Source organism: Pseudomonas sp. R11F (genome assembly GCF_050312575.1).
GTDB classification, from domain to species: domain Bacteria; phylum Pseudomonadota; class Gammaproteobacteria; order Pseudomonadales; family Pseudomonadaceae; genus Aquipseudomonas; species Aquipseudomonas palleroniana.
This window is the reverse complement of the sequence record NZ_JBNPJU010000076.1, coordinates 24,131-39,155: the sequence shown is the minus strand read 5'-3', so window position 1 is coordinate 39,155 and position 15,025 is coordinate 24,131. Positions and strand designations below refer to the sequence as shown.

Annotated in this window: 9 protein-coding genes and 2 pseudogenes; 4 read left to right on the top strand and 7 right to left on the bottom strand. The window is 52.5% G+C overall.

The annotated features are described in order from the left end of the window. Window positions 1–105: 105 nt before the first annotated feature. From ACQRBV_RS24295 to ACQRBV_RS24275, 5 genes and pseudogenes are all read right to left on the bottom strand, one after another. Complete coding sequence (locus tag ACQRBV_RS24295) at window positions 106–924, bottom strand: alpha/beta fold hydrolase (RefSeq protein WP_090371827.1); 819 nt, start codon at window positions 922–924, stop codon at window positions 106–108. A 117-nt stretch (window positions 925–1,041) separates the two neighbouring features. Beyond that, window positions 1,042–1,257 (bottom strand): annotated as a pseudogene (locus ACQRBV_RS24290) (protocatechuate 3,4-dioxygenase subunit alpha); the annotation flags it as partial. Between the two features lie 83 nt (window positions 1,258–1,340). Then, on the bottom strand, window positions 1,341–2,375 hold the full coding sequence (locus tag ACQRBV_RS24285) for a methionine synthase (RefSeq protein WP_244383815.1): 1,035 nt from the start codon (window positions 2,373–2,375) through the stop codon (window positions 1,341–1,343). 26 nt (window positions 2,376–2,401) lie between these two features. Further along, entirely contained in the window at window positions 2,402–3,385 is a 984-nt protein-coding gene (locus ACQRBV_RS24280) for a DUF1852 domain-containing protein (protein ID WP_411984638.1), read from the bottom strand. Between the two features lie 258 nt (window positions 3,386–3,643). Continuing rightward, on the bottom strand, window positions 3,644–4,045 hold the full coding sequence (locus tag ACQRBV_RS24275; RefSeq protein WP_411984637.1) for a RidA family protein: 402 nt from the start codon (window positions 4,043–4,045) through the stop codon (window positions 3,644–3,646). Window positions 4,046–4,184: 139 nt separating this feature from the next. Here ACQRBV_RS24275 and ACQRBV_RS24270 point away from each other — a divergent pair, with 139 nt between their 5' ends. Continuing rightward, complete coding sequence (locus ACQRBV_RS24270) at window positions 4,185–5,105, top strand: LysR family transcriptional regulator (protein ID WP_411984636.1); 921 nt, start codon at window positions 4,185–4,187, stop codon at window positions 5,103–5,105. Between the two features lie 74 nt (window positions 5,106–5,179). On the opposite strand, the gene ACQRBV_RS24265 is transcribed toward ACQRBV_RS24270, so the two are convergent. Both ACQRBV_RS24265 and ACQRBV_RS24260 read right to left on the bottom strand, forming a co-directional pair. Beyond that, the gene (locus tag ACQRBV_RS24265) at window positions 5,180–6,454 is read right to left on the bottom strand and encodes a diguanylate cyclase domain-containing protein (RefSeq protein WP_411984635.1); all 1,275 of its coding nucleotides are present in this window, start codon (window positions 6,452–6,454) and stop codon (window positions 5,180–5,182) included. Window positions 6,455–7,348: 894 nt separating this feature from the next. Continuing rightward, window positions 7,349–7,513 (bottom strand): annotated as a pseudogene (locus tag ACQRBV_RS24260) (integrase); the annotation flags it as partial. Window positions 7,514–7,825: 312 nt separating this feature from the next. On the opposite strand from ACQRBV_RS24260, the gene ACQRBV_RS24255 reads away from it, so the two are divergent. The 3 genes from ACQRBV_RS24255 to ACQRBV_RS24245 all read left to right on the top strand — a co-directional run bounded on the left by ACQRBV_RS24255 (window position 7,826) and on the right by ACQRBV_RS24245 (window position 14,935). Next, window positions 7,826–8,860, top strand: a complete 1,035-nt coding sequence (locus tag ACQRBV_RS24255) for a hypothetical protein (RefSeq protein ID WP_411984634.1) — start codon at window positions 7,826–7,828, stop codon at window positions 8,858–8,860. Between the two features lie 686 nt (window positions 8,861–9,546). Continuing rightward, window positions 9,547–13,530, top strand: a complete 3,984-nt coding sequence (locus ACQRBV_RS24250) for an NACHT domain-containing protein (protein WP_411984633.1) — start codon at window positions 9,547–9,549, stop codon at window positions 13,528–13,530. Window positions 13,531–14,218: 688 nt separating this feature from the next. Then, complete coding sequence (locus ACQRBV_RS24245) at window positions 14,219–14,935, top strand: Cthe_2314 family HEPN domain-containing protein (protein WP_411984632.1); 717 nt, start codon at window positions 14,219–14,221, stop codon at window positions 14,933–14,935. Window positions 14,936–15,025 lie beyond the last annotated feature (90 nt).

Here is a 15,025-nt window from a genome sequence, read left to right as displayed (position 1 = left end):
CACCCTCATCGGGAGCAAGCCCCCTCCCACAAGTTATTCATCGTCCGTTCTATCGCTTGACTGACTGGCATCAGGGCAAGCCCGGCCAAATAAGCAGACGGTGTTTCAGCGGTTCAGGAACGCCAGCAGATCTTCATTCAATGCCTGGGCATGCGTAACGGCGAACCCGTGGGGTGCGTCCTTGTACACCTTGAGCTCGGCCCCTTTGATCATCTGAGCGGCGACCTTGCCGGTGGTCTCGAACGGCACGATCTGGTCACCGTCGCCGTGGATCACCAGGGTTGGTACGTCGATCTTGGCCATGTCCGGGCGGAAGTCGGTCTGCGAGAAGGCGGTGACGCAATCCACGGTGGACTTGAGCGAAGCTTGCAGGGCGATCTGCAGGGTCTGGGTGAGGACGCCGTCCGAGACTTTCTGGCCCTTGTTGAGGCCGAAAAACGGCGCATTGAAGTCGGCGATGAACTGCGCACGATCCTTGAGCAGACCGACTTTGATGCCATCGAACACCTCGGTCGGCACACCCTGCGGGTAATCCGGTTTCTGGCCGAACAGCGGTGTCACCGCCCCCAGCAGCACCAGGCCGGCTACGCGGGCGGTGCCATGGCGTGCGATGTAGCGTGATACATCGCCGCCGCCCATGGAGAAGCCCACCAGGGTCACCTCCTTGAGGTCCAGGTGGTTGATCAACTGGGCAATATCATCGGCGAAGGTGTCGTAATCGTTACCGGTCCACGGTTGATCCGAGCGGCCGAAACCCCGGCGGTCAAACGCGATGGTGCGAAAGCCGCGGCTGCTCAGGTATTCCATCTGGTATTCCCACATGTCGGCATCCAGCGGCCAGCCGTGGCTGAACAACACGGGCTTACCGCTGCCCCAATCTTTGAAATAGATCTGTGTACCGTCTTTGGCTACGAATGTACTCATGTAAAACTCCTCGGATGGGGGCAAGTGGCTCGGCGCACTATCGTGTGAAACCGGACCCGAGGTCTTGTATGCCTGTGCTCGGTTGAACGGTTCAGGCACCAAGGTGTTGCTTGGGCGTCAGAAATCGAAAAGCACGGTTTCTGCTGCGCCTTGGACATGAATATCGAAGCAGTAGGCCAACTGGCCATCCACGGTACAGCGCTTGGCGATCAAGGGGGCGCGACGATGGGGCTGCTCAATCAGGTTCAGTACCGGGTCCAGTGCATTGGCCTCAGGTTCGTCGTCGAAATATAGACGGGTTTGCAGATGAATGTTAATGCCGCGCGACACCAGTGGCGGGCTCATCGATACGCTATAAAACGACTGGCAGGTGAAACCAATCGGTTCGCCATCGACGTGTGACGAGATGACCGTGCTCAGCGTGCGTTCAGAAGCTCTCTGCGAACGATCTCTGCGCCAGCACTCAACGCGTTCAATTTGCCCCTGGCGACGCGACGCGGCAGGGGCGCCATACCACAGTTGGTGCAGGGGTAGAGCTTGTCGGCATCGACGAATTGAAGTGCTTTGCGCAGGGTATTGGCCACTTCCTCGGGCGTTTCAATGGCATGGTTGGCCACGTCAATGGCGCCGACCATCACCTTCTTGCCTCGAATGAGTTCGATCAGCTCCATGGGGACATGGGAGTTGTGACACTCCAGCGAAACGATATCGATGCTGGATTTTTGCAGCTTGGGAAAGGCTTCCTCGTACTGTCGCCACTCCGAGCCCAGTGTCTTCTTCCAGTCGGTGTTGGCTTTGATGCCATAGCCGTAGCAGATATGCACGGCGGTTTCGCATTTAAGCCCTTCAATCGCCCTTTCCAGTGTGGCGACACCCCAGTCGTTGACTTCATCGAAAAACACGTTGAATGCCGGCTCGTCGAATTGAATGATGTCGACCCCGGCAGCTTCCAGCTCCTTGGCCTCCTGGTTGAGAATCTTGGCGAATTCCCAGGCCAGCTTTTCACGGCTCTTGTAATGAGCATCGTAGAGGGTATCGATCATCGTCATCGGGCCTGGCAGGGCCCACTTGATAGGCTGCCCGGTCTGCTGGCGCAAGAACTTGGCGTCTTCAACGAAGACCGGCTTTTTCCGAGCGACGGCGCCCACGACTGTCGGCACGCTCGCATCGTAACGATCACGAATCCTGACCGTCTCGCGGTTTTCGAAATCAACGCCGTCGAGGTGCTCGATGAAGGTCGTCACGAAATGCTGACGCGTCTGCTCACCATCGCTGACGATATCGATTCCGGCCAACTGTTGTTCATGCAGCGACAGGCGCAGGGCATCGTGCTTGCCCTCAACCAGTTCATCACCTTGTAATTTCCACGGTGACCAGAGCGTCTCGGGTTGAGCAAGCCAGGAAGGCTTGGGCAAGCTGCCGGCGGTAGAAGTGGGTAACAGTTTTTTCATGAAAAATGACCTTGGCTTTCAATTAATCAAAGAGCGCAACTGACAGACCACTGCTCAAGTACGGCTTGATAGGGCTTGATAAATTGTTCTTGGGCAAACATTCCTTGCTCGATCGCCAGCCGACTGCGTTCTTCTCGGTCGTACACGATCCGAGTCAAGGAGTAGTCCTGGTTCTTCAGGCTCGGCTGATAGGATTTTCCGGCCGCCGAGTTAGCGTTATAGATCTCCGGCCGATAGATCTTCTGGAAGGTATCCATCGTGCTGATGGTGCCGATCAATTCAAGGTTGGTGTAATCGCCCAGCAGATCGCCCGAGAAATAAAACGCCAGCGGCGCAGCGCTGTTCGGCGGCATGAAATAGCGAACCTTCAAGCCCATCTTCTTGAAATACTCATCCGTCAATGAGTACTCATCCTGCACGTACTCAAAGCCCAGCACTGGGTGCTGATTCTCGGTTCGATGGTAGGTTCTGGCGCTGGAAATGCTCAGGCAAATAACCGGCGGTTTGTCAAAGTGCTGCTTGTACGTCGTTGAATTGACGAAGCACTTGAACAGCTTGCCATGCAAATCACCAAAGTCTTCTGGCGTACTGAAACCGGACTGGTTTTTGTTGTGCTCCAACAACCGCACACTGAAATCATAGTCCCGTACGTAGGAGGAGAAGTTGTTACCCACGATGCCGTTGATGCGCTCACCGGTGTGTCGATCGACAATCGTAGTTTTCAACACTTCAATCAACGGGACCGCATTGTCTCGGCTTTGCGCGTCGATACTCATTGCGGCGGAGATGATCTCCAGCTCGACCTTGTAACGATCACCCGTGGGGTTATCCCAGTGCGCCAGCGCATTGAAGCGGTTGTCAATCATCTTCAAGGTGTTGCGCAAATTCGCTTCACGGCTCTCACCCCTGGCCAGATTGGCGAAGTTGGTCGTGATTCGGGTGTTGTCTGAAGGCGTGTAATGCTCATCAAAGCAGACGCTTTTGATAGAAAATGTGAGTTCTTCGTTCATCGTGCCTTGCACCCCGTTTTTACCTGCCAGAACTGAATGGGCTGATTGCCTTTCAGTTCTGGCCAATAGTCTGTTTTCTCCCGTGGCAGCCTTCAGGGCGCCTCAGTGAAGAGCTGCCGGTATTTTAGGGGGGGTGCTGTATGAACAAAAACGAATTGATTTCAATAATGTATTAGTCGCGCTCATGATCAAGTGGGCATTTTGCAACCGAGCCCAGAGCCTCTTGCTGACGCCCTCTTGCTGATGGAAACGCTCGCGCTAGCCGACCTCCGGTAGTTTGGCGATCACCTTGATCTCGAAGTCGAAGCCGGCCAGCCAGGTCACGCCGATGGCGGTCGCTGTGGAGTAGGGCGCTTCACCCCAGTACTCAGCCGCTACTTCCCAGATCGTTTCGAACTTCGAGTCGGGGTCGAGCATGAAGATGGTCGTGTCGACCACATCGTCGAAGCTACTGCCGGCCTCTGCCAGGATCGCGTTGAGGTTGGTGAAGGCCAGGCGCACCTGTGCCGCGAGGTCCGGTTCGGCCGAACCATCCTTGCGGCTGCCGACCTGGCCGGATACGAACAGAAAGCCATTGGAACGAATCGCCGGCGAGTAGCGGTGCAGTTCGTAGAGTGCATGGCGGTCAGGCGGGAAAACAGCATCACGTTTACGGGTCATGGCCTAGCTCCTTCAGGGCCATCGCGGCCCGTTGTTCAAGAGGTAGCCACTGTAGAAAGGCCGCCGGCCCGGATAAACCGGCAACTCTGGTCATGATTGTTTGTAGAATCCAAACTATCCCGACCTATTGAGGCGTGAAATGGACCGTTTCGACGCGATGCAGGCCTTCGTCCGAGTGGTGGAAACCGGCAGTTTCACCAAGGCGGCAGCCACCCTGCACATGAGCAAGACCAGCGTGACGCAGCTCGTCCAGCAACTGGAGGCGAGGCTGCGCGTGCGCCTGCTCAATCGCACCACACGCAAGGTCAACATCACCGCCGATGGCGCGGCCTACTATGAACGCGTCATCCGGCTGCTGGCCGATATGGACGATGCCGAGACCAGCTTGTCCAGCGCATCGACTGCCCCCCGCGGCCGATTGCGGGTGGACGTGCCCAGCCCGCTGGCGCGCATGGTATTGATACCCGCCTTGCCAGGCTTCTATGCGCGCTACCCGGAAATCCAGCTGACCATGGGCGTCAGCGATCGCATCATCGACATCATTGGTGAGAACATCGACTGCGTAGTGCGTGGCGGCGAGATCACCGATCAGTCCCTGGTGGCACGGCATGTGGGGGACCTAAAGCTGGGCATCTATGCCACGCCAGACTATCTGCAGCGCTTCGGCAAGCCGGCGCATCCACGTGAGCTGGAAGATGGCCGGCACAGTACGGTCGGCTTTCTGTGGTCGCGTACAGGCAAAGCCTTGCCCTACAGCATGCAGCGGGGCGAAGAGATCATCGAGGTCCAAGGCCGCCCGCTGTTGATCATCGACGATGGCAATGCCTACCTTGCCGCAGGGCTGGCGGGCCTGGGCGTGCTTTGGCTACCGCAGTACATGGCCAAACCGCACCTTGCCAGCGGCGAGCTGCTGCCGCTGTTCGAGGAATGGCACATGGAACCGATGCCGATGTATCTGGCATTCCCGCCCAACCGTCATGTCAGTACCAAGGTGCGGGTATTTATCGACTGGGTCATAGAGTTGATGGCCGAACATGCACCGGTCGTTGCGAGGGGGTGATGCTGACAGCGTGCGGTTATGGGGCAGCGCTGAATTCGACTTACAAGTCTCTGCGCTTTGCGTGGGTATCTGAGTCAGCCGTTGCGGGCGCGCAGCACCTGAGTCTGCGTCCGGCCCAGGCGATACTGGTTGTCGCCGCTGCGCTTGGCCTCGTACATCGCCAGATCGGCGACATGAATCAGTTGGTCGCGTGTCTGCGCGTGATCGGGGAAGAGGGCGATGCCCAGGCTGACGCCGACTACCTGCTGCGTGTTACCCAGGCTGATGGGGGCGTCCAGCGAGGCCAGCAATCTCTGCGCGATCATCCCGGCCTCGTCTTCGGGGGCGCGTTCGGCCGATAAACCTTCGAACACGGTGACAAACTCGTCGCCGCCCAGCCGCGCCACACTGTCCGAGTTGCGCAGTGTTTCGTGCAGGCGGGTCGCGGTGGTCTTCAAGACCTGATCGCCGGCCGCGTGGCCAAGGTTGTCGTTGATCGCCTTGAAACCGTTGAGGTCGATGAACACCAATGCAACCCGGCTGTGGTTGTGCCGGGCCAAAGCCAGGGCACTTTCCAGGCGTTCCTCGAACGCTAAACGGTTGGGCAGGCCGGTCAGCGGGTCATGGTGGGCTAGCCGGTGCAATTGATGGGCCCATGCTTTTTCCTCGGTGATATCACGCACCACACCCATCATCTTGATGGGCGTGCCAAGTGCATCCTTGATCACGTTTCCGGTCTCGCGCAGCCAGCGCAGCGTACCGTCCGGCCAGACCACCCGATACTCCTCGTCGTGGTTCTCGCCGGTTTCGATGCAGCGTAATTCGCCGGCACGCACACCGGCCCGATCGTCCGGATGAACCGCATTGCAGAAAAGCTCGTAGCTGGGTGTCACTTCATCGACCGAATAGCCGAACATGCCGAAGATGGCGTCGGACCAGTACAAGCGGTTGGTGTCGATGTCCCAGTCCCAGGTGCCGATGCGAGCGAAATACTGGCTGCGCTGAAAGCGTTCGGCCTCTACCAGAACCGGACGGATTAACAGCCACTGCGTTGCACGGGCGGTGCTTTGCTGGCTGATGTGTAGCGTACGTGGTTGACCATCGTCACCCGTGACCTGCACCGTACCGGCGGGCGCGGTCAACTGAGGCAGGCGTTCTCGCAGGCGCAGGCCCAGCAGAGGAGTGCGAGCGCAACCGAGCAATTCGGCGGCGGCCGGGTTATGCCAACGCACTCGGCCATTGCGGGCCAGTTGCAATACGCCTACGTCCAAATCCGCCAGCAGCGCACAGTGTTCCTGGCGTTGGCGGTGGAGTACCCACAGTAGGGTCAGGGAGGGTAGGGCGGCGAGCAGGACGAACAGGGCAATCATCGGGCACCGACCAATTCGAGGGGCTAGGCAATGGCGTTATTATGCATATCTTTTGATGGCAGTTTGCCCATAAACGCGGTCAACCCTGCTGTTTGCTGCTTGGTACGGATAATTCGAGCGCTGTGCGAGCTTGAGGGGCGCAGGGGATGCAGTAGCAGGTTGCGAATAGGCAGTTTTCGGCCAAGTGCAGACCTTCCTTAAATCTCCAAATAGGTTTACAAACCAGATACGTTCACAAGCTTAGGCAAGGCGGTATGACCCTTTCCAAGGGCAGTATCATAAAACTGATCACTATTGACCGGGCAGCGGTGGTACTCAGGGACTGGATGAACTCTCGGGAGGCGGCTCCTGGAGATATCGCCGTGGTGGAAAGGGTTTCAATGGGGGAGGCTGGATGTACCGTTCTCTTGTTGTGCGAGCCAGAAGTAGGATTCCTTGAGTGGAGAGCGTCATATTTTGAGGCTGGGTTGACCTATGAGGTGCTTAGCAGTCCCACTGACGTCGCCTCTTGAATGTCTGCTCAGGGTCGATAGCTGCCACTCAGTGAAGGTGGAAAAGCCTCAAGATCAAGCGTGAGGCTTTATCACCGTCGGCCTCATATAGACCGTGTAATCCGGCCTGATCGGTAAGTTTGTGTAGATTGAAGTGGTTGTAAAACGCTTGGCCCAGTCGCTGATGTTCGAAGCGTCCTTGACTCCAAAGCCGGACGAACTCCTCATAAGCGGCGCGTTCGATCTGCAACGAGGAATCATGTCCCATGTCAGGTTCCTATCATTAGAGGGACTCAAGCGTACTAGCTGCCCATCAGCCCTTACAGCTCGGCCTTTCCAATCAGAAAGTCAGCTATCGGCCAATAGCAGCCTTTCAATGTGTCTAGACACCCGGGGCTATTCACTTGCTATCGATGGCCAGATCGAAGAGAGTCTGGTCCCGTGTTCTTTCCGAAATTTGAAGCCTTACTTGGATGGCCCAGATATCCCTCAGTCTGAGTGGGGTTTTCTGCCCAACTAGTTTTACTTTGTTCCAGGGCTGACGTCTGCAGGTAGCAACGATGTTCATGACAAGTCCTCCACGTGTGGAAAAACAAGGATGGCCGATCAACGCAAAGGTCGCAAACCGAGCACCCACCACAGAATATATGCCTCCGCTTTGAAAGCTAAAGACCTGTGGGACAGTAGCAAATGGAACTCGCCGGAAAGCCAGCGATGACGTCATATTGATATCAATCTTTGTATGCGTTAGCCTCAGCTGCCCTAAGATTGTATTCTACTGGCAGATTGGAGAAATATGGACATTACATACAAATTGCCACACCCAGTGAGAATCACCTGTTCCAAATATACTGAGATGTGCACGCAGGCCAGGGATCAAGTGTACGACGAAGCCTTCGCCGGGCTGGATATTGAAACGTGCTCAATAGACTACCTGACACATACGATTATTAGGCTACGCCCTGATATTTTTTCTTTGCATCGGTCTGACAACTTAACGGATCACATGGCTGGGATCGCGCTTAGTACAACGCTATACTCTTATAAGTTTAGACGTCAAGATGGAAACATTTTGACGACATCAAATTTCCTTGATGAGATTTTGGAGCAGACGGAGATTGGCGATGACGTTCCAGTCGATTACCTCCGCCCACCATTTAAAACTTGTTATATTGAATTTACGGAAAGTCGAAGCTCTTCGCTCAAAGTCTATAACGAACTTACAAATGAACATATACTAGAAGGAGTATATATAACTGAGACCCAGATCAATCCGGGCTCTATGGAGATGAAGCGTTATAATGATAGCCCAACTGTGGATGTAAACAAGCCGCTACGAATTCTGGATCTAATGTTTACCGGCTCGCCATTGGGTAAGGCACATGTGGAAGACGACGCACTTCGAGTGCAAGGGTTTTACATACAAGACGGGATGCGAACAATAAAACAGGAGTTAAGTCGAGTCGAGGAAAAGTACGGCCAAGATGATGACTTTACAGGCGATATGAATTATTTATCCGAAACTTTAAATCATATGGCCAAGGTTCTATTGTTCATTAATTGCAAGCAGTACCGCGACACTGCCTTCAATGAACGCAAGGAGCTTAGAAAAAAAATAACTTCATTGAAGGGGATAGGCAAGATTCGTAAATTTGAAGATAAGCTTCGCAAAACCTATGACAGAGTTGTTATTAGTCCAGTGGATAATATTATATATGAGTCAGACGCAGGATTTAATCACGCGAGAAATGTAAAGGAAAAACGTACACATTGGAGGAAGGGGCATTTTCGAATGCAGCCTTACGGCCCTGGAGCTAGCAAGAGAAAAATTTTATTTATAGAACCGACAGTCGTTGGTGGCGTCTTTGCGAAGAAAAAAAGCTACGACGTGAAGGAGAAGACTGCGTCGCCTTAAGGTTCATAGACGTTTCTATGACCATAATTGAGAGCAGAAGGGAGATTACACCGCGTGATAGGCGCCATTGGACAGCTTTTTTACCTATTTTCCCGGTACTCAATGACTGTAGACGGTCAGAGGCTTCAGTTCCGAGCGTTCGATTCTGGCCGGAAGCTGACTATTGCGGCTGGCTGCTTTCGGCCCAGAGTGTGTAAAAACGCTTCGTCAAAATTAAAGTGTGCGCGCCTCCGTTAAATCTGAATTTTATCGGCACGTCAGCAGATGTGGATTTCGCGTAGACGCGCGACTTTTAGTCCAGTTTTGAGTGGCTGGCTCGCTCGAAAACGTTTTTACACAGCCTCGGCCAAAAGCGATCTCTCGCGGGCAATGACGCTTACACCAGCAGAGGCGAGATACACGTTGGTAACGACTTCGTAACCTTCAGTCTACTGCTGCCGCTTTTTCCTCAGCCCATTACCTACAGCTATGCGCCCGTAAGCATCCCTTTGATCTGCAACATCTGTGAGCTTCTGCTACATCAATTCCATTTTCCCTCCTGCCGGAAAGCACGCATGTGCATAGGGTCGACTCTCTCTCCCTAGCAACTCCTGCACCTAGAGTCTGGCAAAGCATGGATAGGCTTATGGAACGTATACGAATAGAATTTCACCAACATGAAAGCGATCACTCCGGGAATTAGCAGCATGGAAAACTACTACATTGAACGGAGACTTTTCGTCGGAGAAGACCCCATTTCAGAATCCGATTGCTTATCTGAAGGGGGGATCATCGTCGTACTGGCAGAGCCTGGTGCAGGCAAAACGGAGCTTCTTAACAGTTTTGCGCGAAGATTAGGCGTCAGAAGTCAGCGGGCTAGCATCTTTCGTTACAGCACAACCGTCCCGACGTCTGCGGTGATCGTGATAGACGCGCTGGATGAGGTCGCGAGACAAGACCCGTCGGCAGTCGAACAAACCATCGTCAAGACATTCGAGTCGCAAGCGTCGACTGTGGTGTTTGCTAGTCGGTCATCTGAATGGGGCAATGAACGAAATCGCTTCATAGAAGACTGCTTTGGCATCAAGCCTAACGTCGTGCGTCTGAGCCCATTCGATGAGAGTGAACAAAGGGAGTTATTCGAGAGCCTTTTTCCCGAGGAAAAATTCGAAGCATTCCTGAGTGAAGCAACGAGATTCGGGCTATTGCCGATCCTCGGCAACCCGATGTTTTTCAAATTGTTCGTCGAAGGCTATATACAAGGCGGTAGGTTTTTCCATTCAAAGCATCAGATTTTCAAAGACGCAATCGACCGGCTTGCCAGTGATGATGGCAAAGGGGGCAGTCAAACGAGGAGACCACCGATCTCGCAGGTCGTTTCAGCAGCATCGGAAATGTTCGCAAAACTATTGTTATCAGGCTCGACCGGTGTTTCAAGTGTCGAGCAACTGGATGAGCGTGGCTATCCCTACGTTTGCAGCGTCATGAAAGAGAGCACCCATGCTCTCAGTGCCCTTAATAGCCGACTGTTCACCTCGACAGTAAATGCTGATTTTCACGAGCCTGTGCACCGGATAGTCGTTGAATATTGCGCCGCTCAATACATCGCGCAACGTATCAGCGATCCTACCGATCGATTGTCTCTACGCCGGTGTCTGGCATTAATTGCGCCCAATTCGGTCGTCCGGGACGAACTTCGCGGCTTGCTTGGTTGGCTTGCTGCTCTGGGTAATCAAGCATTACAAGAAACAATCATAGAAATTGATCCCTATGCAGTGTTGGCCAACGGTGATCCAGCACAGCTCACGGCAAAATCAAAGCAACTGTTACTGCGCAGCCTGCGTAAATTGTCTGAGTCAGACCCCTATTTTCGGCGTTCGGATGCGTGGCGCCAATTCAATCTCGTCGGTTTTTTTACTGACGATGTAGTCGACGATATCAAAATTATTCTGCGCGGCCGTAGCGATGATTCGCACCTCCCCCAGCTCATACTCGAACTGTTACACAACGCTGAAGCGGTCGAACCGCTGACCGGCGACCTTCGAGTATTCATGCTCAATTCAGCCAACGAATTTACCAGCCGACTGCTCGCCCATCGATGCCTATCGAAAGTGCCAGGCTATTGCTCAATAAATGATTTCGAGCAGCTACTCGACGAGGGTAGCCCTAATGCATTGATGATTGCGGCGAGCTTTGTCAGCACCCCCTCATTGCGCCCCATAGAAAAGAACCTAATTCTCCGGCTTTTCCGTCAGTTCGCGTTGTTAGGTGATGCAATATTTGATTCCGGGTCGCAACGAAGCACCGATGTTCGTTACGTCATTACACAGTTAGTTAACTCCCTCAGCTATGACCACACTGTCTGGCTTCTGGACCATCTGACCGCCGGCTTGACCTGCACCTGCAACGCGGCGAGCGAGTTTGATTGCCATTGCCGCACAAGCATTAGCAAAATTGTCGCTCGCTTGCTTGATCAATATTTCGAGCTTGGCGAGGAAGAGCACAATCCTAAGCACATCTGGGGCTGGTCAAAAAACCTCAAATTTGAACGCGAGGCGTCCTCTAAGGAGAGCCGTGCAGTCGCATTTTTACAAGAAAACGATGAGTTGCGGCAATCAATACACATTCTGGCGTTTGAAAATACGACGCAACCTAGCCAGATTTGGGAAATGATTTGCCATCTACGCTGGGGCTCCCCTCATGAGGGACTACGGTTCAAACATCAGGATGTCGACGCCCTCGTTGACTATGGCTTCAATACTAATAACTTAAAGCTTTGGGAAGCATTCGTGCCCCCCCACAACCGGCACTCAAAAGAAAAAAAACAGGACACTCTGCGCTTTAAGATGCGCGCCCAGGCTCGTGGTAAGCCAGAGTTTATGGCGCAATGGATTCGGCTCGATCGTCATTGGCGCAGTTCCCAACACCCTCTCCAATTTTTGCGACGCAATAAACGATTCAAGCTTCGAGACCAATTGGTCCGGGATTCTAACCTAGCCCACCTCCAAGCCAATCGAAGTCGAATTGAACAAGGCGTCGATTGGTGGTGGAATCAGCATTTCGCACAAAACTATCTCTATTTCCCCGAGGATCTGCCGAGGATTGTTGACGACATCAACACAGCAGAAAAAGCTCTCGCCAACTGCATTGTCTCGCGCTCGACACATACTCCAACGCTTGGAGAACTCGCAAGGGGACATGGACAACATATAGTGGGTGTTTTACACGCCGGTTGTTTGATTCATTTCCGTATGAACGGGTCACTCGCGGACATAGACGAAAAAATCTTGCGTGCCGTGAAAACCGATCTCGGAGGTGCGAGATGCTACAGAAACAGTGAAATCGAGTTGCTGGAGGCGGAAGTTGATGCTCGGATTTTTCAATCCGAAACAGATATCGAAGTGTTCGCACGCGAGTTTATTGAGCCCACCCTCTCAAATCCTCAAGGGGAGCACAATAATTTATGGTTTCTTGAACATAAGGTCGCATTTCAGTTTTTACAGTCTAAATTAGGCGCCGAATGGCTCGAACAGCACAACAGCGCACCGCTGGAAACGATTGGCAGACTTTTTGATCTCTGCGCGAAGGTCTGCAGCCGCTCGTATTTGGTCACACTGATCGAAAAGCGTTGTCAGGAACTGCTCTGGACGGCAGGTAAAGCAGAGGACGATGTTACAAAAGCGCGCAGAAAATTCTGGGCGTTGCGACATTTTTTCTTTTCCGATACCGATGCATTCGATATGTGGAGTGATGCCTTGTCCGAAGCTGATAGCATATTTTTAGTGGAACAGCGCGCTGGCCGGTTCAACCACGGCGAAGCAACAGGCTGGCCAACACTCAATGCAAATAAAATATTTCTGATTGTCGAGACCTACGTATTGGTTTGGCCGAAAGTCCCTCTGCCTAGGTCTTGGGGTTCAGACTCGCCAAAAGAAGAAACGGCGTACCGCTTCATCAGAGATGCGATTTGGCGAATTGAGCAGGATGACCCTATCAGGAGCATTCCCGTCATCAATAGAATGCTTTCAGATTCCAGATTTTCTGATTTCTACAATGATCTGCGCAGTATGAAAATGGCTGCTATCCGTAAAAAGGGGGTGCGTGATTTTAGATTAGCGACGCCCTCTGAAATATTTGCGCTCATAGATGAAGGCGGCATTGCGTCCGTCGAGGATATGAGAGCCTTGCTTGTTGAGGAGTTGGAATTAGCACAGCGGTGGCTCAAGGGTGCAGAAACCGATCCGTTAGAGATGTTCTGGCCGCAGGGCAAGCGCGTAGATGAAAACACTGCGCGTAATAGGATAGTAGAAAGGCTCCAGGTGCGCATGACGGCACTCAATACGTCGGTAGTCATTGAGCATCATATGGCTGGCTCAAATCGATGCGACTTTACCGCAACCAAAATTATTGACGGCCGCAGCCATCTCCTCGTCTGCGAAGTTAAAGGACAGTGGCACCCGAAGCTCTTCACCGCCGCGGCTAACCAGTTGAACGATCTGTACGCTGTCCACCCGGATGCGGCCTCGCAAGGTATTTACCTGGTTTTATGGTTCGGGGCAGACGTCAAAGTAGCCGGTAAAACTAACCATGGGTATACGACTCCCGAGGAGCTTTGCAGCGCAATATCGACAACCATGCCCCCAGAGCTTCACGGCCTAATTGATGTCCATGTGCTTGATCTCTCAAGGTGATATCGCTTTATCCCTCCCCGCACCTTTTATCGAATTGGCTATCAAGCGAGGCCTAGCGACCTGTCATGGGGGGCTTCTATCAGCCAAAAGCAGACAATCATAGACGGTCAGAAGCGGCCGTTCAGTTTCGGATTGTTGTCGACATGGTAGTGAATTCTGGAAGATGACGACTGCATTTCTGAACCAATATTCCTATAACTCCACGACGGCTTGCTGTTACCCTGTTCAGAAGGCCCCGCCGCAGCTCTCAAAGAATCGAGCTCGATCTACTGGCAAGCGACAATTAAACGATAAGTCGCGCGAGCGGTGCTGGTAGATGCAGCGCCTAAACCACCGTCAATCAAAGGAATGAAGGACCTAGTCATGAGCAAAGAATTAAACAACCAAGTCGCTACACCACTTCTGAACGCCCCTCTGACCATTACTCTGTCGATCAGTGAATTAAGACACCTGAATGCTTACCGAGAGGCGGTGTAAGCGCTTCAAACCGAAAATTGGCCTACTGACGCTAAAAAAGGTTCGAGGCCTGACGCGTATCGTAAGCATTTTAGGGAGCAGCGAGACGCAGCAAAAGAGGCCTTGGTGCAAATGCTCAATGATGCCGTTAGTGCGTAGCCAGTTTGCGCTGAAAAATAGGAAAAATTGTAGCTGTCCACCCCCCGGCGCGTTATTCATCAAGGAGTCAAAGATGCATCCAATCGAAAAGGAAATTCTTCTCGACGAGGAAAGTCCAGTTTTTAAAGCAGAAGCAAAAGGTAATGGTGTAGAGGTTCATACTGACAATGATCTCGAGTTTTACATCGTCCGTTGCGGAAAAGCTCTAAGCCATTTAAGCGGCTCAATGGACAAAGCTCGGTTGTCGCTGGAGCTATTGAATACCAAGTACCTTGACTCTATTTCTACGGAAGAACGGTCTAGAAGCGCTTTAATAGAGATGATGGTAGAGAATGGCATCATTAGAGTTCAATCAATATATGATCGGGCGCTAATTCTCACCAATAATATTTTAGATCTGGGGGTTGACAATCAGTACATCCATCATCCGCTGATTGTCACGAACGAAAATGTTGTACGATATGGTTTGGATAAACCTCTCAAGGCATTTAGTAAGGCGTGTAGCGAGTTCAAAACTATAAGAAATAGGGTAATTCACCATGATCGCTTCACTGAGGAGCAGTTCGATCAGTTATCCTTAATCATCAGCGCAGACCACTTGGCTAAGACAGTAGGTAGAAAGGGGGTTGTAAATGAAGAAGTGCTGCGTGCGGTGATCAAGAACTACCTTAACTCTAAGCAGGAAGAACTAACCAGTTACCTGAACGGAATAGAAACACGGCTTCATGAGCTTTATGATGTCATGCTGCCGGTTTATATTCATTACAAGGAAAAGTTTCGTAGGAAATGAATATTGCGACACCCAATACAAATTAGAGTCTAAGGGCTAAAATTTAGCGGGAAATAACACCACACACCACCGACCCTTAAATGAGTATTT